This window comes from Parazoarcus sp. PS-13 R2A (assembly GCF_057621855.1).
Genome location: NZ_JBYEXN010000003.1, coordinates 302,741 through 325,295, shown reverse-complemented (window position 1 = coordinate 325,295; position 22,555 = coordinate 302,741). Strand labels below are relative to the sequence as shown.

General features: G+C 61.0%; 15 protein-coding genes and 1 tRNA gene. 5 read left to right on the top strand and 11 right to left on the bottom strand.

Annotation, left to right across the window (positions count from 1 at the left end; translation table 11 throughout):
• Positions 1-47: 47 nt before the first annotated feature.
• The 3 genes from AC22G6_RS05370 to AC22G6_RS05360 all read right to left on the bottom strand — a co-directional run bounded on the left by AC22G6_RS05370 (position 48) and on the right by AC22G6_RS05360 (position 4,237).
• On the bottom strand, positions 48-1,946 hold the full coding sequence (locus tag AC22G6_RS05370) for a propionate--CoA ligase (RefSeq protein ID WP_487365912.1): 1,899 nt from the start codon (positions 1,944-1,946) through the stop codon (positions 48-50).
• A gap of 80 nt (positions 1,947-2,026) precedes the next feature.
• A complete protein-coding gene (locus AC22G6_RS05365) occupies positions 2,027-3,220 on the bottom strand; it encodes a GGDEF domain-containing response regulator (RefSeq protein WP_487365911.1) in 1,194 nt (397 codons plus the stop codon).
• Positions 3,221-3,241: 21 nt separating this feature from the next.
• Complete coding sequence (locus AC22G6_RS05360) at positions 3,242-4,237, bottom strand: oxidoreductase (RefSeq protein ID WP_487365910.1); 996 nt, start codon at positions 4,235-4,237, stop codon at positions 3,242-3,244.
• A gap of 183 nt (positions 4,238-4,420) precedes the next feature.
• Here AC22G6_RS05360 and AC22G6_RS05355 point away from each other — a divergent pair, with 183 nt between their 5' ends.
• The 3 genes from AC22G6_RS05355 to AC22G6_RS05345 all read left to right on the top strand — a co-directional run bounded on the left by AC22G6_RS05355 (position 4,421) and on the right by AC22G6_RS05345 (position 7,017).
• Entirely contained in the window at positions 4,421-5,278 is an 858-nt protein-coding gene (locus AC22G6_RS05355) for an HDOD domain-containing protein (RefSeq protein ID WP_108949276.1), read from the top strand.
• A 229-nt stretch (positions 5,279-5,507) separates the two neighbouring features.
• A complete protein-coding gene (locus AC22G6_RS05350; protein WP_108949277.1) occupies positions 5,508-6,083 on the top strand; it encodes a LemA family protein in 576 nt (191 codons plus the stop codon).
• Positions 6,084-6,117: 34 nt separating this feature from the next.
• Positions 6,118-7,017, top strand: coding sequence for a hypothetical protein (locus tag AC22G6_RS05345; RefSeq protein WP_108949278.1), 900 nt, complete (start codon positions 6,118-6,120; stop codon positions 7,015-7,017).
• A gap of 46 nt (positions 7,018-7,063) precedes the next feature.
• On the opposite strand, the gene AC22G6_RS05340 is transcribed toward AC22G6_RS05345, so the two are convergent.
• Positions 7,064-8,974 carry an ATP-binding cassette domain-containing protein gene (locus tag AC22G6_RS05340; RefSeq protein ID WP_487365909.1) on the bottom strand — a complete coding sequence of 637 codons (1,911 nt, stop codon included), beginning with the start codon at positions 8,972-8,974 and terminating at the stop codon, positions 7,064-7,066.
• Between the two features lie 135 nt (positions 8,975-9,109).
• Here AC22G6_RS05340 and AC22G6_RS05335 point away from each other — a divergent pair, with 135 nt between their 5' ends.
• Both AC22G6_RS05335 and AC22G6_RS05330 read left to right on the top strand, forming a co-directional pair.
• A complete protein-coding gene (locus tag AC22G6_RS05335; RefSeq protein ID WP_487365908.1) occupies positions 9,110-11,239 on the top strand; it encodes a site-specific recombinase in 2,130 nt (709 codons plus the stop codon).
• A 34-nt stretch (positions 11,240-11,273) separates the two neighbouring features.
• Positions 11,274-11,348, top strand: a tRNA-Arg gene (locus tag AC22G6_RS05330).
• A gap of 22 nt (positions 11,349-11,370) precedes the next feature.
• Here AC22G6_RS05330 and AC22G6_RS05325 read toward each other — a convergent pair.
• The 7 genes from AC22G6_RS05325 to AC22G6_RS05295 form a co-directional block, all read right to left on the bottom strand.
• On the bottom strand, positions 11,371-12,162 hold the full coding sequence (locus tag AC22G6_RS05325) for a S1 family peptidase (RefSeq protein WP_487365907.1): 792 nt from the start codon (positions 12,160-12,162) through the stop codon (positions 11,371-11,373).
• On the bottom strand, positions 12,159-13,040 hold the full coding sequence (locus tag AC22G6_RS05320) for a lytic transglycosylase domain-containing protein (RefSeq protein ID WP_487365932.1): 882 nt from the start codon (positions 13,038-13,040) through the stop codon (positions 12,159-12,161). Before AC22G6_RS05320 ends, AC22G6_RS05325 begins: the two co-directional genes overlap by 4 nt.
• Before the next feature lie 80 nt (positions 13,041-13,120).
• Entirely contained in the window at positions 13,121-14,401 is a 1,281-nt protein-coding gene (locus AC22G6_RS05315; RefSeq protein ID WP_487365906.1) for a nucleotide sugar dehydrogenase, read from the bottom strand.
• Positions 14,402-14,520: 119 nt separating this feature from the next.
• A complete protein-coding gene (gene prsT / locus AC22G6_RS05310; RefSeq protein ID WP_487365905.1) occupies positions 14,521-17,325 on the bottom strand; it encodes an XrtA/PEP-CTERM system TPR-repeat protein PrsT in 2,805 nt (934 codons plus the stop codon).
• Positions 17,326-17,327: 2 nt separating this feature from the next.
• The gene (gene prsR / locus AC22G6_RS05305) at positions 17,328-18,686 is read right to left on the bottom strand and encodes a PEP-CTERM-box response regulator transcription factor (protein WP_487365904.1); all 1,359 of its coding nucleotides are present in this window, start codon (positions 18,684-18,686) and stop codon (positions 17,328-17,330) included.
• Entirely contained in the window at positions 18,652-20,763 is a 2,112-nt protein-coding gene (gene prsK, locus AC22G6_RS05300; protein WP_487365903.1) for an XrtA/PEP-CTERM system histidine kinase PrsK, read from the bottom strand. Before prsK ends, prsR begins: the two co-directional genes overlap by 35 nt.
• Before the next feature lie 79 nt (positions 20,764-20,842).
• Positions 20,843-22,225 carry a TIGR03013 family XrtA/PEP-CTERM system glycosyltransferase gene (locus AC22G6_RS05295; protein WP_487365902.1) on the bottom strand — a complete coding sequence of 461 codons (1,383 nt, stop codon included), beginning with the start codon at positions 22,223-22,225 and terminating at the stop codon, positions 20,843-20,845.
• Between the last annotated feature and the right edge of the window lie 330 nt (positions 22,226-22,555).

Genomic DNA, 22,555 nt, shown 5'->3' with positions numbered 1-22,555 from the left:
GCAACATGCGGGCCTTCCTGTTACTGCTCAGGCTTCATCCGGATGGATCACCCAGCCAGCGCCTGCTTGATCTGATCGAGCGTGCTCGGATCGTCGATCGTGGTCAGGTCTCCGGCATCGCGGCCTTCTGCCAGCGCCTGGATGGAACGACGCAGCATCTTGCCTGAACGGGTCTTGGGCAGACCGTTGATGAACAGCACACGGGCCGGACGGGCGATTGCGCCAAGGCTCGCATCCACCTTTTTCATCACCTCTTTCTCAAGTGCCGCACGCTTCTCTGCCGTATCGACCACGCTGGCATCCTTCACCACCGCGAACGCCATCGGCATCTGACCCTTGAGTTCGTCGTGCACACCAACAACCGCCACCTCGGCAATTGCGGGATGCGTCTGCACCGCCTCCTCAATCTCGCGGGTTCCCAGACGATGGCCGGCGACGTTGATCACGTCGTCCATGCGCCCAAGGATGGTGTGATAGCCCTTCTCGTCCTTGATGCCCCAGTCCGACGACGAGTACACCACCGGATCGGTAAAGAGCGTGAAGTAGGTCGACACGAAGCGCTCGTCCTGCCCCCACACGGTGGACAGGCAACCCGGCGGCAGAGGCGGCACGATGCCTACAATGCCTTTCTCGTTGGCGCCACACTCGGTGCCGTCCTCGCGATAGATGCGAAGGTCGTAGCCGTAGACCGGGAAGGCCGGCGAACCGAGCTTGATCGGGCTGTCTTCGACACCGCGGCACACGGCCAGCATCGGCCAGCCGGTTTCGGTCTGCCAGTAGTTGTCGATGACCGGGATGCCGAGCTCTTCCATGATCCACTGGTGCGAGGTCTCGTCCAGCGGCTCGCCCGCCAGGAAGAGGTGCTTGAGCGAGGAGAGGTCGTACTTCTTGAGGAAGGCTGGATCCTGCTTCTTGAGCACACGCACCGCGGTTGGCGCCGAGAACATCACGCTCACTTTGTACTTCTCGACGATCTGCCACCAGATGCCTGCATCAGGACGCAGCGGCGTACCTTCGTACATGATGGTCGCCATGCCGCCGACCAGCGGGCCATAGACGATGTAGCTGTGACCGACCACCCAGCCGATGTCCGAGGTCGAGAACATGGTCTCGCCTTCGCCGCCGGTAAAGATGTGTTTCATCGACGCAGCCAGCGCCACCGTGTAGCCACCGGTGTCGCGCTGAACGCCCTTGGGCTTGCCCGTGGTGCCGGAGGTGTACAGGATGTAGCTCGGCTCGGACGATTCAAGCCACGTCACCGGCACTTGCGCATCCATATGCTTGGCACGAAGCGCAGCGTAATCGACGTCACGCCCCTCGACTTTGGGGAAACCCTTGTCCAGTCCGCGGTCGATGATCAGCACCTTGGCCGGCGGAAACTCGGCCAGCTTGCAGGCTTCGTCGACCAGGTGCTTGTAGGGCACCGGCTTGCCGTTGCGCATGCCGGCGTCCGAACTGACCATCAGCACGGGCTTGGCATCGTCGATACGAGTGGCCAGCGAGCCGGCGGCGAATCCGCCGAACACGACCGAGTGAATGGCGCCGATGCGGGCGCAGGCCAGCATGGCAAACGCAGCCTCGGCAATCATCGGCATGTAGATCAGCACACGGTCGCCACGCTTCACCCCGAGTTCGAGGTAAATCGCGGCCATGCGCTCTACTTCGCGCTGAAGTTCGGAGAAGGAATACACCTTCTCCTCATTCGTCTCGGTGGAAATGTAGACCAGCGCGCGATCGTTCGGCCGCTTTGCGGCATGACGGTCTACTGCGTTGTAGCAAAGGTTCGTTTCGCCGCCCTTGAACCACTTCACGAAAGGCGGGTTGGAAAAATCGCAGACCTGGTCGGCCGGTTTGTGCCAGTCGACCAGCTGCGCCTGCTCGCCCCAGAAGCCGTCGCGATCCTCGATCGACCTGCGGTGAAAGTCCATATACGTAGTCATAAGCATCCTCTCCCTTGTATTTTCCCTGTACTTGCAAATGACATGCCGTCCACCGAAAGAAGCCGGCAATACGGCACGGATACAACTCACACGGAGGTTTGGGTTCCCTCCGTATCATCACTGCCGGACACGCGCCCCTTGTCGTATTGTTTGAGCTGTTCGAGCGGAAGCCCGCATTGCAGCCGGGACTCCATTAACTCGAGCAGGGGAAGCAGTGTGGCAATGACATCCGGCAGTCGCTCAGCCACCTCGTCGGCGGCTCCGACCCGGAGTTGAAGCAGGGCATGGTCGATGCTGATTGCCTGCTTCAAATGACGGTCGACCATGGCCTGATCGACTTCTCCCTGATCACCGACCACCCGGTTGCCGCCCGCGACGACGCCGCGCTGCACCCGTTTGGCCGCTGTTTCGATCAGGTGTTCCACTGTCTGCATTCCGTCGACCGCAGAACTGGAAACACCGATCGTGACACTGATGCGAATCCGCTCGTCGCGGTAGGTCATCACCAGCTTTTCCATTGCACGCTGCAGCCGCAGGGCAAAGGCGCAGCACCCCATAAGGTCCGTGCTGGGTGACAGGACAGCAAAGCGCGATGGCGCCAGCTGCGAGACAGTGTCCTCCTTGCGCACCTTGGTGGACAGGATCTTGGACAGCTTGCGTGTGATCAGCTCGGCGACATGTGAACCATGCCACTCGCCCAGCTGCTCGTAGTGATCGATATCAATCACCATGACCGAGATGTCGGCCCGATGCCGACGCGCAAGTGCCATTTCCTGCTCGGCATGGTGACTGAGGTAGGAGGCCGTGGCCAGGCCGGACACGGGATCGAGCGGACTCTGTGTGGCGAGTGCGGCACGACTTTCATCGAGCTCACGCCGGGTGCGTGCATGGCGGACGAGCGAATCCAGTCGTGCCAGCAACTCGACGCTGCTGGCGCCCTTTGCCACGAAGTCGTTTGCACCGAGCCTGAGCGCCTTGTCCCTCGCCTCGTCGTCCTCGTCGCCCGAAATGATGATGACGGGGAGGTCCTGAACCCGCTGGACCCGCGACCCGCGAATACGCTCCAGCAGGCCAAAGCCGTCCAGACGCGGCATGCCGATATCGGTCAGCACCACCTGTATTGCCGGATCCACCAGCAAGGCCTCCCAGCCCGCCTCGCCATCGGCTTCGTCGCGGACATCAAAGCGGCCGCGAATATGCTTGGTAATCGTCGCCCGCACCATGCGCGAATCGTCGACAACCAGCACCTTTGTCATCGGCAGGCTTTCGTCATCGCTCATGGTCGGCTCGCTTTCAGGGTCTCAGGCGCCGACGCGAACGACGGTCCGCCCCTTCACCCGCCCCTCGATGAAGGCACCGAATGCATCGGGCAGTTCATCGAGATCAATCATACGGGTGACTTCGGCAAGGTGCTGCGGTTTGAGGTCGCCCGCCAGACGATCCCACACGCGCTGGCGCGTCGGAAAGCCCATGTAGCCCGAGTCGATGCCAAGCAGGCTGACACCACGCAGAATGAACGGAAACACGGTGGTATTGATGTTGAAGCTCGCCGCGTTGCCGATGCTCGCCACCGTACCCGCCTGCTTCATCGTGGCCAGAACCCAGTGCAGCACCTGACCGCCGACGTTGTCTACTGCGCCGGCCCACTGCGCGGCTTCGAGCGGACGCGTCTTGTCGAAATCGACGTCGCTTCGCAACAGGATCTCGGCCGCACCCAGGCCGGTGAGGTACTCACGCTCGGCGGCTTTCCCGGTCAGCGCAACCACGTGATAGCCAAGTTGCGCCAGCATGTCGATGGCCAGGCCGCCAACGCCTCCCGTTGCACCGGTGACGACGACCGGGCCATTGGCAGGCGCCAGCCCGTTGTCTTCCATGCGCACCACGCCCAGCGCGGCGGTAAACCCGGCCGTCCCAAGCGCCATGGCCTCGAAGAGATCGAGACCCGCAGGCAGCGGGACAACCCAGGCTGCCGGCACGCGCGCGTATTCTGCGTAACCACCGTGATGCGCAACACCGATATCGAAACTGGTTGCGATCACCTTGTCGCCCGCAGCGAAGCGGGGATCGGCACTTTCGACCACCTCGCCCGACATGTCGATACCGCCTACACAGGGAAAACGACGAATGATCTTGCCCGTCCCGGTAGCCGCCAGTGCGTCCTTGTAGTTGATGCTGGAGTAATGAACCCTGATCAGCACCTCACCCGCATCCAGCGCATCGGGCGCAAGCGTCGTCAGCGCGCCACCGGCTTTGCGGTTCTCGTCCTGCGTGATTACGTAAGCCTTGAAAGCGTTCATCCGGGCTGTCTCCGTAGCGGTCAAGCGGAAAGTCGCCAAGGATAGCCGGCGTCCGCTGTTATTCTGATCTGATTATAACGAAAAGCGGAGGCCTGCCCTTTTCGGCAGCACGATGCGGATCCCCTTTAATTTGCGACCGGGCCGGTCGATAATCAAACCAATGATCTCCGGGCGGACGACGACATGGCTTTTCTGACTCACGCACTTCCTGCTGTCGACGACTACGTGGAGTTCTTCTCCCATCAGCAGTTGCCGGTTCTGCGTCATACCGTGCGCGAATTCGACGCAATGCGGGAGGAGATCGACAGCGTGAGCGGCAAGCGTGTCGCGAGCGTCGTGCTGGGCGATCCATTGATGACGATGAAGCTGCTTTCCCATCTGGAGCAGCACCGGCGACGTTCGCAGAATCACGATATCACCACGATCGATCGCGCCATCATCATGATGGGCATCACACCGTTCTTTGAAACCTTCCGGGAACTGACAACGGTGGAGGAGACGCTCTCAGCACACCCCAAGGCACTGATCGGCGTGCTCAAGGTCATCGGTCGAGCCCGCAAGGCCGCCAAGCTTGCGCGTGACTGGGCCGTCATCCGGCACGACCTCGACGTGGACGAGATCACCGTCGCAGCGCTGCTGCGCCAGGCCACCGATATCGTGTGCTGGATTTTCGCACCGACACTCACGCAACAAGCCTATGCGCTGCAGGAGGCCGATCACACGCTGCGCAGTTCGGACGCCCAGCGCCAGGTGTTCGGCGTCTCCGCCCGCGACATTCAGCTCGCGCTGGTGCATGCCTGGAAAATGCCTGAACTCCTTATACACCTGCTCGACGAAAGCCGCAGCGACCACCCCCGGGTGCGCACGATCACGCTTGCTGCAGACGTCACCCGCCACCTGGCACATGGCTGGGAGGACGATGCGCTACCCGACGACATCGCCGACATCTGCGCCTTGCTGCATATTGCACCCGACGCCCTGCTGCGCCGACTCAACGCCCCCGATTCGGCCTTCTCCCGCTTTCTGCCGCCCGATGCCTGAGCGACCGGATCGCAACCAGAACAGACGCAGCAGCCCATTCCTGCGCAGTCCTGCCAAGGCAGTTCGCAGCCGTCGCGCATCGGCAGCCGCCCCCGCAGCAGGCACCTGAGCGCCAGGCCCCAAGGCGCAGATGCAGGATTCATGCACCAGCACGCACGTCACATGCCGGCACTTGCGTTAACATGGCGAGTACAAGATATGCGAGCATGGATATATTGGGGGCCGATGCATGAGTGTAATGAGTGCAGTCTTTCTCGGCGGGGCGGTCATCGCCCTGCTTTATGGCATCGTCGTGTACAACGGCCTGGTGCAGCTCAAACACAACGTGGCCAAAGCGTGGGCCAACATTGATGTGCTGCTCAAGCAGCGCCACGATGAACTCCCCAAGCTGGTGGAAGTCTGCCGCCAGTACAAACAGTTCGAGCAGGAAACCCTCGCCCGCGTGACCGAGGCACGTGCGCGCGTCTCCAGCGCTCGCGAAAAGCACGATGTCGCCGCCCTTGGCGCAGCAGAGGGAATGTTGCGGATGGGGCTCGGTCAGATCTTCGCCGTTGCCGAGGCCTATCCGGAACTGAAGGCCAACGAGCATTTCATGCAACTGCAGACCCGCATCACGGCACTCGAGAACGCCATTGCAGACCGTCGCGAGCTCTACAACGAATCGGTCAATGTCCACAACATCCGGATCGAACAGTTTCCGGACCTGTTCGTTGCCAGGCTATGCCAGTTCGTCGCCCAGCCCCTGCTCGAGTTTGCGACAGCCGAAAAGGCCGACGTGGACATGAAGGCCTTGTTCGGTGCCTGAGAACGGGTCGCCCTTCCCTGCAACGCGCTGACGCATGCTGGTTCGCCTGCGCCGCGACGGCTTCAATGCTGCGCTTCCGTTTGCCCAGCTCGCGCTGATCGTTTTTGCACTTCGTGCCGACACCGGCTGGGGTAGCGTGCTCGCGCTCGCCCTCTTGCTGGCGACGGGGCTTTTCGGCTGGTTGCGCTCGGTCCGGCATGCGCGGCTCATTCTCGACACGCCCACGTCACGCATCGCCTCGGCGGCCCAGGGCTATACCGAACTGCGCGGACGCGGTCACCCTCTGGACGGCACGCCAGTACTGTCCCCGCTCAACGGTCTGCCCCTGCTCTGGTACCGGCTCTCCGTTTATCGCAAGACCAGTGACGGAAAATGGCGCCATGCGGAGACGCGTGAGAGCGACGCCTCGTTTCTCCTCGACGATGGTTCCGGCGTCTGTGCAGTCGATCCGGAAGGCGCGGAGATGCTCGTGCGTCGTCGCGACGTCAGCGAACGTGGCGACCTGCGCCAGATCCAGTGGTCATTGCTCAAGAATGACCCGGTTTACGTGCTGGGTGATTTCTTCACGCTTGGCAGTATCTCGCCGGATCTGGACATCTCCCGCCAGGTGCGCGAACTGCTCGCGCACTGGAAGTCAAACCAGCCCGAACTCCTCAAGCGCTTCGACCTCGATGGCAATGGCAGCATCGACCTTCAGGAGTGGGAACTCGCCCGTGCGCAGGCCAGACGCGAGGTGCTGCGCCAGCGCGACGAAATCCTCACTGCGCCGGAAGCGCACGTTATACGAAAACCCCAGCAACGCCTGTACCTGATCTCCGACCTTGACCCTCAAGCCCTCGCACGCCGCTACCGCCGGTGGTCGATCTTTCACCTCGCGGTCTTTCTGGGCGCGGCGGGGGCCACGGCCTGGCTTCACCAGATCGGCGTCTTCTGAAAAGGCCTGGGCTGCTCGGATTACAGCCCTCCAGGCCGGCCTCAATCTAGCCAGCGCCGCGACTCTCGAGGGCCTCCCAACGCAACATCGCGGCATCAATCTCGCCTTCGATCTCATCCAGACGGGCGCTGAGCTGGGCCACCTCCTGCGGTGCACGCTGGTACAGGCCCGGATCGGCGAGCCTGGCCTGCACTGAGGCCTGCTCGGCCTCAAGCTTTGCGATTCTGTCGGGCAGACTCTCAAGCTCGCGCTTCTCGTTGAACGACAGCTTGTCGGCACGCTTAGCCACTGGTTTATCTGCCGCCACCGCCTTGCTTGCGCTCGCCTGCGTGCGCTGCGCGGCGACTCGCTGCGCTTCGCGCTCGGCCTGCACCCGCTGCCATTCAGCGTAACCGCCTGCATACTCGCCCCAGTGACCATCCCCTTCTGCCGCGATCACCTGTGTGACCACGTTGTCGAGAAAGGCGCGGTCGTGGCTGACCAGAAACAGCGTGCCGTCATAGCTTGCAAGCAGGTCTTCGAGCAGATCGAGGGTTTCGATATCAAGATCGTTGGTCGGCTCGTCCAGCACCATCACGTTGGCAGGCCGTGCAAACAGGCGGGCCAGCAACAGGCGGTTGCGCTCGCCCCCCGACAGCGACTTGACGGGCGAACGCGCACGCTGAGGCGCGAACAGGAAATCGCCAAGATAGCCGATCACATGCTTGCGCTCGCCGCCAATCTCGATGAAATCCGATCCCGGGCTGATGACCTCGGTCAGGGGCAGCTCCGGATCGAGCTGGGCGCGCAACTGGTCGAAATAGGCCACGGTGAGCCGGGTGCCACTCCGGATACTGCCCTCGTCCGGCTCGATCTCGCCCAGAATGAGCTTGAGCAAGGTCGTCTTGCCCGCACCATTGGGGCCGATAAAACCAATCCGGTCGCCGCGCATGATGCGGGTGGAGAAATCACGCACCACCACGCGGTCGCCATAGGCCTTGGTCACATTGGTCAGCTCTGCGACCATCTGCCCGCTTTTCTCGCCACGGTCGACCGCCAGATTGACGTTGCCGAGGCGATCCCGGCGCGCCACGCGCTCCCTGCGCAGCGCTTCCAGCCGCCGAACGCGGCCTTCATTACGCGTGCGCCGGGCCTCCACGCCCTTGCGAATCCAGACCTCTTCCTGCGCCAGCATCTTGTCGAAGCGCGCATTGGCCTTGGACTCGGACTCGAGTTCCTCGGCCTTACGCCGCAGATAGTCCTGGAAGCGGCCGGGATAGCTCGCGAGCTTGCCCCGGTCCAGTTCCGCGATGCGGGTTGCCACATTGTCGAGAAACACCCGGTCGTGGGTAATCAGCATCACCGCACCGCGAAAATCCCGGATCAGCCCTTCGAGCCAGAGGATGCCGTCGAGGTCGAGATGGTTGGTGGGTTCGTCGAGCAACAGCAGGTCGGGTTCTGCCACCAGGGCGCGGGCAAGCGCAACACGCTTGATACCGCCACCCGACAGGCTCGACACCAGGGCCTCACCCGGCAGTGCCAACAGTCCGAGCATCTGATCGACGCGCTGGCTCAGGCGCCAACCATCGGCGGCTTCAATCGCATGTTGCAACGCATCGAGCCGGGACAGGGCGTCAGCATCGCCGTGGTCGGACACCGCGACCATGGCCGCATGGTAATCGACCAGCAGTTGTGCGGCATCGCCAAGCCCGTCTGCGACGGTGGCAAAGACATCGCGATCGAGCGGAAAATCCGCCTCCTGGGGTACATAGGCAACCGTCAGCCCGGACTGGCGCCACACAGTGCCGTCATCAAGCGTTGACTGGCCTGCCAGTGCGCGAAGCAGGCTGGATTTACCCGAACCGTTACGGCCGATGAGCGCAACGCGCTCTCCGGCATCAAGCTGAAACTCGGCGTGAGCGAGCAGGTCGACGTGACCGAAGGCAAGACAGGCGTTGTCGACAGATAGAAGTGGCATGGCGTGCTCGACTGTGGCGAATTCTGGAAAGAGAAAGGGATCTTAACGGGCTGCACCCTTCGCGGACACAAAGCCGCATAATGCAGCGCAACATTTGGACAGCCGACCAGTGTAAGGATACGGGGAAGACACCGGGTGAACACACTGCTTTCACGACTTGCCGAACGCGCCGCCACGGAGGCGGACCAGACCCGAATCTGGGTGGAACTGGTCGACAGCATTCGCCCGCCGCACGCCAGCCGTCATGAAACGGCCAGTGAGGCCTTGCGCTCGCTGACGCACATCCTCGCGCGTCGAGACGAGTTGAGGCGCCCCTTGCGCTCGGCTTTCCTGCGTCTGTTCATGGAGCGCAAGCAGGTTTCACTCTACGTTTCGTCGGGCCTGCTGCCGTCGACGGGCTTCTTCTCGGAAACCGGCCGGCGCATCTCGGACAAGTTGCTGCCCGACGTTGTCGACACAGCCTACATGAAGGATGTGCTGTCGGTTGTTTTTCATCGTCACGACGACGAAGTCTGGGTGAATGCGATTGCCGATGAAACCTGGATCGATTTCATCCATGCCTTGCTCGCCCCGGAGGGGGATGCGATTCCCGCCAGTCCCGGGCACAAGGCGCCGATGGCGGTCACCGAGATTCTCGAAGCGCTGCGCATGCTGTCGTACCACGTTTCGGCTATCGGACTCGACCCCGAACTGGTGCGGGTGGACCCGAAACTGGAAGAAGTCGAGTCGCCATTTCTCGCCCAGAATGCGGAAATCGTCCGTTACCTTCGTCACTACAAGACGTGGTGGAGCGCGCCGGACACGCCGATTGATGACTCGGATCACCTCACGGTCATGCTCGACCAATGCGCCGAAGTCCTGCTGCGCATCCGCAGACGAGCCATGCGCCGGGGCACGAGCCTGACCCTGACCTTCAAGCTCGAGCGACTGCGACAGCACCTTGAGCGGATCGGTGAGTTGCTCGGACTCTTGCACGATCTCTACGCTTCACGGCTGCTGATGCCCCTGCTCCCGCGCGCAGTACGACTGTTCAAGCGCCTGGTGCATGCCGAATGCCGCAAGAACCGCCTCTCCGACTACTGGGGGAAGAACGTCGAACTCCTGTCCCTGCGCATGACCGAGAGCGCAAGCAAGACTGGTGAGCGCTACATCGCCTCGAATCTGCGCGAGCATTTCGAACTACTGCGTTCAGCGGCGCTCGGCGGTTTCATCATCGCCCTGATGGCCGCTCTCAAGGTTCTGATTGACCGCCAGGACTTTGCCCCCCTGAACGAGCTCCTGGGCTTCTGCCTCAACTATGGCCTCGGTTTCGTACTCATCCACATGCTCGGCGGCACCGTCGCAACCAAACAACCTGCGATGACGGCGAATGCAATTGCGGCATCGATCGGTGAAACCCGGGGTAAGACGCGAAGCCTGGACAACCTCGCCGACCTCATCATCCGGACCATCCGCAGCCAGGGCGCGGCGATTCTGGGCAACGTCTGCATCGCCGTGCCGGTCGCGATCGGGCTTTCGCTCGCCATCCTGGAGCTCACGGGCACACAGTTCATCGACACGACCAAGGCCGCAGCCCTCCTTGATGAAGCAGCCCCGCGTGGCAGCACCCTGTTCTTTGCCGCCGTCGCAGGCGTCTGTCTGTTCCTGTCCGGCCTGATCTCGGGCTATTACGACAACCTGTCAGCATACAACCGGGTTCCGCAGCGCCTGCTGCAGTTGCGCTGGCCACGGCGACTCCTCGGCGAAGCACGCATGGCACGCGTATCACGCTATGTGGAGAACAATCTGGGGGCGCTCGCAGGCAACTTCTTCTTCGGCTTTCTGCTTGGCGGCGCCACGGCCCTCGGAGTGCTTTTCGGGCTGCCGATGGATATCCGCCATATCGCGTTTTCCTCGGCCTATGCCGGCTACGCCATTGCAGCGTTCGACTTCACCCTTCCGACGCATGTACTGAGCCTCGCGCTCGGCGGGGTCTTGCTGATTGGCGTGGTCAACCTTGCGGTGAGCTTCACGCTCACGCTGTATGTCGCCATGCGGGCACGGCGCATCACCTTCGCACAGGGCAGGACACTAAGCACTCTGGTGCTGCGGCGCATGCTGTTTCGGCCCAAGGATCTTTTCATCGCGCCACGACGGAATGGCACGGCTCAGCGGACTGACGCAGGACCGCAAACGCGCCAGCCCCCTTCGAAAACGACTTCATCTGCCGAAAACAACCGAACCCCGGACGGAGAAAAGACGCCGCCGCCCCAATCGCCGCTTTGAACAGCGGCGCCAACCGGATAGAATGCCGGCCGGCCTCCTTGTAGTTCAATGGATAGAACAGCCGCCTCCTAAGCGGCAAATGTGGGTTCGATTCCCGCCGAGGAGACCAACGCCCATCAGGCTTGATGACCTCAGTTCAGGCCTTCGATCAGGTTCGCCAGGTATTTGACGGGAATCGCATAGCTGATGCCCGAGGGGCTGCTCAAAATATTTTCCTTCGTCGTCTTCACGAACACCATGTTGACGACGCCGAGCACTTCTCCTGAATCGGGATCGAACACCGGGCTGCCGCTGTTTCCCGGGTATGCGGTAGCGTCAAGCTGATACACACGAAAGGCACCGCCTGCCAGCCGCCTCACCAGGGCAGGGTTCAGATCACGCGCGTTGCCCTGTGGAATCCCGATCGGCGTGAGCGCAGAAATGATCCCGCGATGCGTGACCGGCGTCATGCCCAGTGCATTCCCGATTGGAAAGCCGGTGAAGGCGATTGACTGCCCTTCCTGCGCGCCGCCGTTACCCGAAAGCGTCAGAGGCGGGAGCGAATTTCCCGCATCAAGACGCAGCACCGCAAGATCGCGCTCCGGGTCGACCGCAACCCGTGTAACCCGTCTTACGCCACGTGTCTGCTCGTCTCCGGGCAGCACAACAACGAGCATTTCGAACTGATCCTCCGAAACCACGTCGGGGATAACGTGCGCATTGGTTGCAATCAGGCGCCCATTGCCAACCGCAAAACCTGTCCCGAGAAAACGGAAGGGGGGACTCCGGGTCTGCTGGTAAGTGCCTACGGCGACCACCGACTCCTTGATGTGCGGCACGGTCTCGATCAGCCCTGCAGCGACCGGCAGAGCCAGGATCAGGGCAAAACCACAGCCCAGAATGCGTGCGGCACGAGACAGAACGGGCAAAAGCAAACCAGTCATGAGTCCTGCTCCTTTTGCGCGGCCAGACGAAAGGTGGAGATTGCCGAACTGGGCGCAACGACACTGCTGTCGTATGGGTGCTGACGATTGCGCACGAACGCGAGGATGCGTTCGACGTATTTCTGGGTCTCGCGATAGGGCGGTACGCCGCGATAGCGCTCGACAGCGCCCTCTCCCGCATTGTAGCCGGCCGCCACCAACGCAATGTCGCCTTCGAAGTAGGCAAGCAACCAGCGTAGATACGCCAGCCCCCCCTTGATGTTCTCTTCCGGGTCGAGCGGTTTGCGCACGTTGAAGCGCTCTGCTGTCTCCGGAATGAGCTGCATCACGCCCATTGCGTTCTTCGGCGACAAGGCCGAAGGATTCAGATTCGACTCGGCGAGCGCAATGGCAAGCGCAAAGCGCGGCCGGATGCCGTAACGCGGCGCATGCTCCACCAGCAAGCGGGCAATCCGTTGCCGGTCTCCCGACATCGCTGCAATCAGTTCATCGGCGGGCCACTCGGCGAGCAGCGTGCTTGCCGGCGGATGCAGACAGTCGGGCACGGCGCCGGTGTAGTCACCCGTATAGCGCGTCATTTTTTCTGCATGTGCATTGCCAAGGAAGGCAGCCATCGCAAAAAGGGTCCCTGCATACTCATCGTTGCGGGCGACACCGCGTGCATTGGCGTACATCCAGCCAAGGGCATACATCGCCTCGGGGTCGCCGAGACGGGCCGATTCGCAATAGAGCACCGCAGCGTGCTCGGGGTCGCTGCGCACACCTTCCCCATGCTCGTAACTCAATGCCTGCTCTGCCAGATAGCGCGCCTGACGGGCAAACGCCAAAGCAACCTCGTCCTCCGGCGCCGCATGCGCTGGGGAGACACTGTTCATCATCAAGCAGGCGGAGAACAGCCCCCACCTGCTCAACCGGCGCCAGACCGACAGGTTCGGCATCACGCCTGGCGCGAGGAACATCAGAGCCGCCAAACCCGCGCGCCGGCGGACTTCAGCGCATCCAGATCATAGGCAGACTTGACGTCGGTGAATACGCCACCCGGAACCAGCTTTTCCAGAATGCGCTCGACCGGCATCTGCAGATATTGGCTGTGCGACACCGCTGCGACAATGGCCTGCGCCTGCGGGAGATCGTCCCATTCAGTCAGGCTGACACCGTACTCGTGCAAGGCCTCATCAGACTCGGCAACGGCGTCATGCACGTAGACCTTGCAACCATAGCTCTGCAGCTCACGAATGACATCGATGACCTTGCTGTTGCGCAAGTCCGGGCAGTTTTCCTTGAAGGTCAATCCAAGCACGATGACATCCGCCCCCTTGATGCTGGAACCTGCGCCAATCATCTCCTTGACGGTCTGCTCTGCGACGAACTTGCCCATCCCGTCGTTGATCCTGCGACCGGCCAGGATCACCTGGGGGTGATAGCCGAGCATGTCTGCCTTGTGCGTCAGATAGTAGGGGTCGACGCCGATGCAGTGGCCGCCGACAAGGCCCGGCCGGAACGGAAGGAAGTTCCACTTCGTGCCGGCGGCCTTGAGCACCTCGAGCGTATCGATCCCGATCTTGTGAAAGATCAGCGACAGCTCGTTCATCAGCGCAATGTTGAGGTCACGCTGGGTGTTTTCGATGACTTTCGCCGCCTCTGCGACCTTGATCGAACTGGCGGGATAGACGCCAGCCGTGATCACCTCGCCGTACACCTTGCTGACCGTCGCGAGCGTCTCCGCGGTATCGCCAGAGACGACCTTCACGATCTTGGTGACCGTACGTTCCTTGTCACCCGGGTTGATCCGCTCAGGCGAATAACCAACAAAGAAGCCCTCCTTCCACTTCAATCCTGACTCGCGCTCAAGGATCGGAATGCAGACCTCCTCGGTCGCCCCCGGATACACCGTCGACTCGTATACGACGATAGCGCCAGGCTTGAGGTTTCGTCCGACAGTCTGGGACGATTTCACCAGAGGCGTGAAGTCCGGCTGATGCGCTTCATCGACCGGGGTCGGCACCGCGACGATAATGAAATCCGCATCCTTGAGGACGGCAGGGTCGGTGTGGCAGCTCAGCTGAGTTGCCGCGCGCAGATCTTCCGACGATACCTCGCCCGTGGGGTCCACAAAATCACGATAGGCCGCCACCTTCTCTTCCGACAGGTCGAAACCCAGCGTGCGGAACTTCTTTCCGAACTCAACGGCCAGGGGCAAACCAACGTAGCCCAGGCCAATAACGGCGATCGTACTCATTGAACTGTTTCCTTGATCAAATCAAAAAATTCAGCGCTGAAGCATCAAGCGAGACAGGCGCCTGGGTCTATGGGCAGGCATTACACTCATCGAAGCCCCGACTTCCAGGAACATGCTGTTCAAAGCGTCTTAAGCAACTCCGCCGCCTCTGCCTGGATAGGCGAACCAGCTTCCAGCTTGGGCAACAAAGCCTGCAGCATCTTCTTCGCATCAGCCTTGCGGTCAAGCCTGGCGTAGGTTTTTGCCAGATTCAATCGCAGCGTTGCGATATCCGGCGCAAGGGATACGGCACGCTCAAGGTTGGCCACGCCTTTCTCGATCTGCCCGGCGTCAACCTGAATCATCCCGATCGTATCGAGCACCACAGGATTGCCCGGCGCCGCCGACAGCGCCTGTTCGGCATACGTCAATGCCTGCCCATCCTTGGCTGCTGCAGCGGTCCACGCAAGATTATTCAGAATCAGGGCATTGCCGGGAGAAAGCTCATTCATCGCACGGAACAACTGCAAGGCGTCACCATAGCGTTTCTCGCCGAGCGCACGTTCAGCCATGTACCCGCGTGCAACAAGATCGTTTGGCTCGCTATTCAGCCAGTCGTTCATCACCTTGTCGGCTTCGGCCTTGCGGGAGCTTCGCATTAACGCGGAATGAAGCTTGTTCACCAACTCGCCGCTCTTGCCGCGATCCATGGCCTTGCGGTAGGCAGCGGCAGCCTCTGCCCATCTTCCGCTGCTGACAAGCACATCACCCTCGAGCACATATCCGGCAGCAACAGTCGGCTGCTGCTTCTGAACCGTCTTCGCCGTTTGCAAGGCTGCGTCCCGGTCACCACGAGATGCCTGAATCGCAAACAGCCGTTGCTGTGCCTCAAGCAAGTCCGGCTTCAGCGCGAGGGCCTTGAGCAGACTCTGCTCCGCCGCGCTGTCATCCTTACCCTGCCGCTGTGCATCCGACAGTAATACCAAAGGCCCCGGAGACCGTGGTGCGAAGCTGCTCAGCTTGTTCAACGAGGCGATGGCTTGCTGCGTCTCCCCTGCAGCCATCTGCGCACGTGCTAGCGCTTCGATCGCACGCGGATCGGAAGCGTGCGCAGTCGACGCCTGCAAGGCGATCGTCATGGCCTTCGCCGGCTCGCGCACCCTCAGGAAATGTTGAATCAGCGCAAGTTGAGGTGGCAGCAGTCCCGGGCCGGCGGCCGCGGCGCGCTCGAGACTGGTCAGGACCTCCTTCGGATCTGACCCGGTTGCACTTTGAAGGTCGGCATAGGCCAACCATGCCTCGACATTCTCCGGAGTGGCCTTGATGATGCGCTCGAAGCGCGCCTTCGCTACCTCAGGCTTCTTTTCAGCAAGATCCAGGCGCCCAAGATTGATGGCGGCAGCGAGAAAGCCGGGTTGAAGCTCAAGCGCTTTGTCAAAGGCGAGACGCGCACCGGCAACATCGCGTTTCGCAAGAAGGATTCCGCCCTTCAAGTTATATGTCTGCGCACTATTCGGCTGTTTCTGCTCCAGAACTTTCTGGGCATCGAGCGCTCGGTCAAACTCACTCCTGCGCATGTGCGCAAGAATCAATGCAAGGTCTGCCTGCCCGGAGCTTTCATCAAGCGCAGAAGCCGCCTCTAGATCGGCATATGCGCGCGCCACGTCGCCCCCAGCAAGGCGGGCCACCCCGAGACGTGTCCGTGCACGAGCGTCGTCGGGAGTCCCTTGCGCCGATCTCGCGAGGAAGACCTCAGCCCGCTCGTAGTCCCCCATCGCCAGGTAGATCTGGCCGACAAGACCAGCCAATGCGGCATCCTGATCCTGCGAGGCCAGCAGGGGTTGAATGATCTCGAGCGCACGAGACGCTTCGCCCGTTGCAAGGTGAGATGCTGCAAGCAGCCTGCGAGCGAGCGTTTGCCTTGGCGCTCGAGCCACGACCATGGATAGATGCGGCCTTGCCTGTGTATGCTCATTCATGCGAACCAGTACCGAGCCCGCCAACAACCGTGCAGGAAGGAACTCCGGCACGTTCTTCACCACTTCCAGAATTTCATCACGCGCCTCGGGCAGGCGACCGTTACGGAAATCAAGAAACGCCTGCACGTATCTCGTTGACGGATGCTTGGGAGCAATCTTCTTCATTGCCTCCAGCTGGATTGCAGCACCTTCAAAATCGTTCTGCCTGAGCATGAGCGACACCAAGGCGAAATTGTGGCTGACCGAATCCGGTTTCGCCTTGACTGCCGCCTTGAGCGCGGCAACGGCCGCCTCCTGATTGCCTTGCACCATCATCACGTCTGCAAGCAAGACCTGCGCCTCAGCCAGATCCGCCCGGCGCGCAATCACCGACTCAGCCTCCGCGAGCGCGCCAGCCGCGTCTCCGGAAAAGAGCTTGGCACGCCCAAGCCCGACGCGGGCGAGATCGTCTTCAGGATTCAACTCAAGCGCGCTCTCAAACGCCTTACGTGCCTTCTGCACGTCTGCCTTGGCCAGGTGAGCATCCCCCAGAACACCAAGCAGTTCAGCCTGCGCTCTGTTGTCATTCAACGTCGTAGCGCCAAACTCCTTCAGCACTCGGTCGACCTCGGCAGAGCCCAGCAACGCCCGTGCGAGCATAGGCGTCACCTTCTCGTTCGCATAACCGTATTGCAGCGCGCGCTCGAACTCCTTCACTGCCCCCAGCATGTCCCCTTGCTCAAGGTTGATTTTGCCGAGCAGATAGCGCCCTTCGGCCAGACTCCCATCCTCCTGCAGCGCGTTCTTGAGCTGGATGACCGCCGCATTCAAATCATCTTTTGCAATATAGCCCTTCGCCGACTCGAGCATCGCCTCGGGGCTGTCGCCGCACCCTGCCAGCAGGACAGCGGATACCAGCACGGTGACAGCGCTGCGGGCATGCGCCGGCCATGTGGAGTGACTCCGGCTACTACGCGTCTTCGACAAGATCAATTCTCCTTCTTCAATCCGAAACGATTCATGAGATCGTAAAGCGAGGGCCGACTTACGCCGAGCACTTCAGCTGCCTTTGCGATGTTGCCATTGGTACGGGCGATGACGCGCACCACCGCCCGACGCTCCGCCTCATCTCTGACCTGCCTGAGATTGAGCATCTCAAGGTCTTCATCTGCGCTCTCCAGGCCAAGATCCTCGGCCGTGATCCGGTTGCCGTCAGCCATGATCACCGCGCGCTTCAGGCAATTCTCAAGCTCCCGCACGTTTCCAGGCCATGCATGAGCCTCAAGTGCGGGAATCGCATCCTCTGCGAGATGCATGCTTCCGCGACCATTCTCGGCGGCAAAGCGCTGGACGAAAGCATGTGCGAGCAGAATCGCATCCCCTTCGCGCGCTCGCAGCGGCGGGATATCGACCACGATCTCGGCAAGTCGGTAGTAGAGATCCTCGCGAAACAGCCCGGCCTCGATCTGAGCCTTCAGATCACGATGAGTCGCACAGACGACGCGCACATCGACCGGGATCTCCTGGCGTCCACCGATGCGCTCAATGACCCGTTCCTGTAGAAAGCGCAGGAGTTTCGCCTGCAACGGCATTGGCAGGTCGCCAATTTCGTCGAGAAAGAGTGTGCCTTTGTGAGCGGTTTCGATCTTGCCCGGTGTCTGCTTTGCTGCGCCCGTAAACGCCCCTTTCTCGTAACCGAAAAGCTCGCTTTCGAGCAGGTTCTCGGGAATCGCAGCGCAGTTGATCGCTACAAAACGCTCCTTGGCACGCGGCGACATCGTATGCAGGCCGCGGGCAAGCACTTCCTTACCGGTACCGCTTTCTCCGAGCAGCGCAACCGTGACAGCGGCAGACGCAACCTTCTCAATCATCCTGCAGACCTTCAGCATCCCGGGATCGCGCGTCAGCAGGCCGGAGAGCGGCCCCGTCTGACTCTCGCGCAGCCGCGTATTCTCCGCCTGAAGGTCATGAAGCCGAAACGCGCGCTCGATGGTCAGCGCGAGCAACTCGGGCTCGAAGGGCTTACCGAAGAAATCGTATGCCCCCATTCCCACCGCACGCACAGCATTCTCACGATCGTGCTGCCCTGTGAGCACGATGACCTTGGTGTCGGGCGCCAGCGCCAGCATCTCCGCCAGAAGCGCAAAGCCTTCAGACACATCATCGGGGGCAGGAGGCAGACCAAGGTCCATGGTCACGACAGCGGGCTCATGGCGACGCAACTGCGCAATCGCGCTCTCCCGGTCGCTGGCCACAACCGTCTCGAAACCGTCGAACGCCCAGCGCATCTGCTTCTGCAGGGCTGGATCGTCTTCAACGATCAGTAAGGTTCGCTGCTTCTCGGCCATGCTGACTGACCACTCCCTGATCTTCAATCAAACTGCCCCGGACCATCCGCGGCAAGACTATGGTGACGCAGGTGCCGACGCCCTCCTCGCTTTCGAAATGGACATCACCACCCAACTCCCTGATGTACTGCCGGGTCTCGTAGACGCCGATTCCCATACCGCTCGACTTGGTGGTTTCGAAAGGACGGGCAAGGCGGTCGCGAAGAAAAGCCTCTGACATGCCGCGCCCGGTATCCTGCACGACAATCCGGATTCGATCGTCATCGTCGGCATCCAGACGTACTATCACCTTACCATCCTCCGAAGTCGCCTCAAGTGCATTTTGCACGATATGACCAATAACTCGCTCGAGTCGCTCAGGATGGGCGCCAACCGACCAGTCACCAGCAGGTGGAAGCATCAGTTCGACCATGGGTAGCTGAGTTCGGCGACGGCGACAGATCGCTTCCAGTGTCGATGGCAAGGCAACGGTTCGCGTCGGGTCGATCGAGCGCTTCTCCTGCAATTGCGCCATCAGCCCTCGCATGCGCGCTTCAACATGCGCCACGGTTTCCAGCATGTCATCCTGAAACTCGGGATTGTGACGGTGGCGCTCAGCGTTTTTCAGCATCAACGAGAGCTGGGCAACGAGGTTCTTCAGGTCGTGAACCACGAAGGCCGACATGCGATTGAACGACTCGAACTTCCGCGCTTCGAGCAAGGCCTCCGCTGACTGCATCCGCGCCAGATAACTCGCGGCCTGACGCTGTGCGGTCTTGAGCAGGTCCAGCACCTCCCAATCGACATCGAAACGCGCTCTGGGTGCGCTCAGAACGAGGAATCCCGCCAGATTCCCGCCACTCTTAAGCGGAATCAGCAACCAGGCGTCAGGAAACAGCGCAAGCCACTCCGGCAGCACAAGCCCCTTGTACACGGCCGGACTGGAGCGATACTCTTCAAGATTGACCACCCACTCGCGCTCATCAAGGAACCGCAGGAATGGAGAGTCTGGCGGTTCGGAAACATCCACCTGGGGCTGATTCAACCTAGAGTGGACTGAAACTCGCCCATCCGCCCCCCTCAGCCACAGGCTTCCCCCCGGACTCTCCACCAGATCCGACAAGGCCTTGATCACTGACTCACCGAGATCGAGCTTCCCATCGGCCGACGACAGAGCCTGGGTAAACCTGAGCCACTCATTGCGATAGTCATAACGATAAGGAAACAGGTGCTTGTTGATCAGTACCCGCATTCGTGCACGCTGGGCGCCCGAGAAGAAGAAAATGGCCAGCAACAGCAACGCGGCAAACAGAAGGGCAGCCTGGAGCGCACGCCCCCAGTCGCCACCGAAGTAACGGACGTAGTACCCCGCACCTGCAACCGCCAGCAAGTACAGCCCGGCAACAGCCAACGCGGTCGAATGAAACACCGCCTCCCGAGACATCGCCATCCTCAGCGACCACGAGGAAGTCCTCGCGCCCGACAGTGCAATCAAGGGCACCACCAGGGCGTGAGCCACGCCACGCACGGCCCAGACATCGGGATCGAGCCGGCCGAAAAGGAAGCCTTCCGCAAACAGGTAGAGCTCGAACATGTAACTGGCACTGAGGCCAAGGCAAAGCGGCTTGAGCCCCCAGCGCGACTCGCGGGGCATGCCTCGGTAAAGCTGTTCAACCAGCACCAGTCCGAACACGGCAGACGCAAGCGCTGCGGAAATGGCAAACCGGGAGGCTGCTTCGGGAGAAAGAAGCTCGAAGCCTGACAGAAGGACGCTAAGAAGTTGGGCGCCGATAACCAATGCAGCGACGCCGGCAGGCCATCTGACACTTGACGGGATAAGCGGCTTCAGCAGAATCAGCAGAAACGCGAACCAGCAAGCTGAACGGAAAACGTCAAGCACGAGGGCAAGCTGAAACAGCCAGCCAGCCTGATTGCGTGCATATGAGGCAGACACCAGCGCCCAAGCAAACGATACCACTACGGCGACGAGCAGGAGCCCCCCCTTGGGAGCCCCGCGCCAGGCAGCGTAGAGATAGACGCCAAACACGAAATACACGAGGGCCGTCAGACCATAGCCCCACACCGCGAAATCAGCCAATACTCACTCCCTGCGCTGGCACCCGACAGTCAGTCCCCGCGGCGCAAAGAGGGGCCCGCTCAGAAAAGCACGCGAAACCTCAATGTGCGCCTTCTCCGGTCAGCACGACCCGAACCGTTTCGAAGAGAACAAGCGTATCGAGCACCAGTGTATGGTTCTTGACATAGTACAAATCGTACTGCAGCTTCTGGATTGCATCGTCAACCGAGGAGCCATACTGATACCGCACCTGCGCCCAACCTGTCACCCCTGGCTTCACGCAGTGCCGAACGCCGTAGAACGGAATCTCTTGTGCCAGCTGATCGACGAAATAGGGGCGCTCAGGCCTCGGGCCGACCAGACTCATCTCTCCCACCAGCACGTTTAGCAGTTGCGGCAGTTCGTCGATGCGCAGCTTTCTGATAATGCTCCCCACGCGTGTTGCGCGATCGTCGTTCGACGCTGCCCATCTGGGCTTGCCATCCTTCTCCGCATCCGTGCGCATGCTACGGAACTTGGTCACCTTGAAGGTCTTGCCCCCCAGACCAACACGCTCCTGCCGATAGAAAATCGGGCCGCCATCTTCAAACAGGATCAGCAACGCCGTGATCAGCATGATAGGCGCCGCCAGCAACAGCAGCACCGTTGCGGCAAAAAGGTCGAAGCAACGCTTGATCAGGGCTCGCCCAAGACTCTGCCTGAATCCGTCACCGTAGATCAGCCAGCTGGCACGCAGGGAATCCACCCTCACCTGCCCTTGCACGCGCTCGAAGAAGGAAGACAGGTCAAACACCCGCACACCATCGAGCTTGCAATCGAGCAGTTCGCGCAGAGGAAGCACGCCGCCCCTGCGCTCACGCACGGCAACGATCACCTCATTGACCCGGAGCTTGCGTACGACCTCAACGAGCCCGGAGCCTGACAGCACTTTCCGCGGATCGACCTCAACAGGATCGTCACCGCCGCCTGAAAAGAAACCGACAATCTCCATGCCGCCTTGGGCCGGGCAGGCAAGCGCGCGCTGAACTGCCAAGGCGTCGGGGCCAGTCCCTAGAATCAGGACCCGGGGGGCGAACAAGGAGGATGCCTGACGGCGATTGACCAAGGCCCTCATCGACAGCACAACCCCCAGCATGAGCAGAACCGATGCCTGCATCGCGCCAGAATTGAACCCCGACCATGGGAGCCAGCGAAAAACGCCGTAAGCGACAGGGAGACTGACCAGCACCGACAGCAAGACCCTCGCAATGGCGGCACGATGCGAATACTGTGCCGCGGGTCGATACAAACCCATTGCCGAATTCAACGCAACCATCAAAAATGCGAAACTCAGGGCCGAAGGAATCACGACCTCCCAATCGACGGTCTCTGCGTGCGCCTGGAAGGTCACTGCGAGCACGACTGCAACAAACAGCAGCAGGGCATCAAGCAGGATCTGTTGCAGCGTATGTGACGGGAAATAGTGGCTGAATACCTTCAGCATGATTTTTCCTTCAAACCAGTCGTTGAATGCTCTTGCGCCAAGGATGCACATCACATGCAGCCGTGCGTATCCCTGCAGATACGATAGCGGATCACTCCAGACACGCCCGTTAAACCGGTCACGAACCGCACCTGCGGCGCCTTCTCGAGCAGCGAAAAAGTCATAATTAACTGTTTTATATTGATTTTCATACTTGGTTATTTTTCGCCGTCAGGATATTAGCACAGGCGTATTGCATTCCCGCTGTGCAGCAAAAAATGACAGCAGTCAGGCTGCAGGCGCGCTCTGCCGGGCTACACATAGGATATGCTTGAGCCACCGAACGACGAT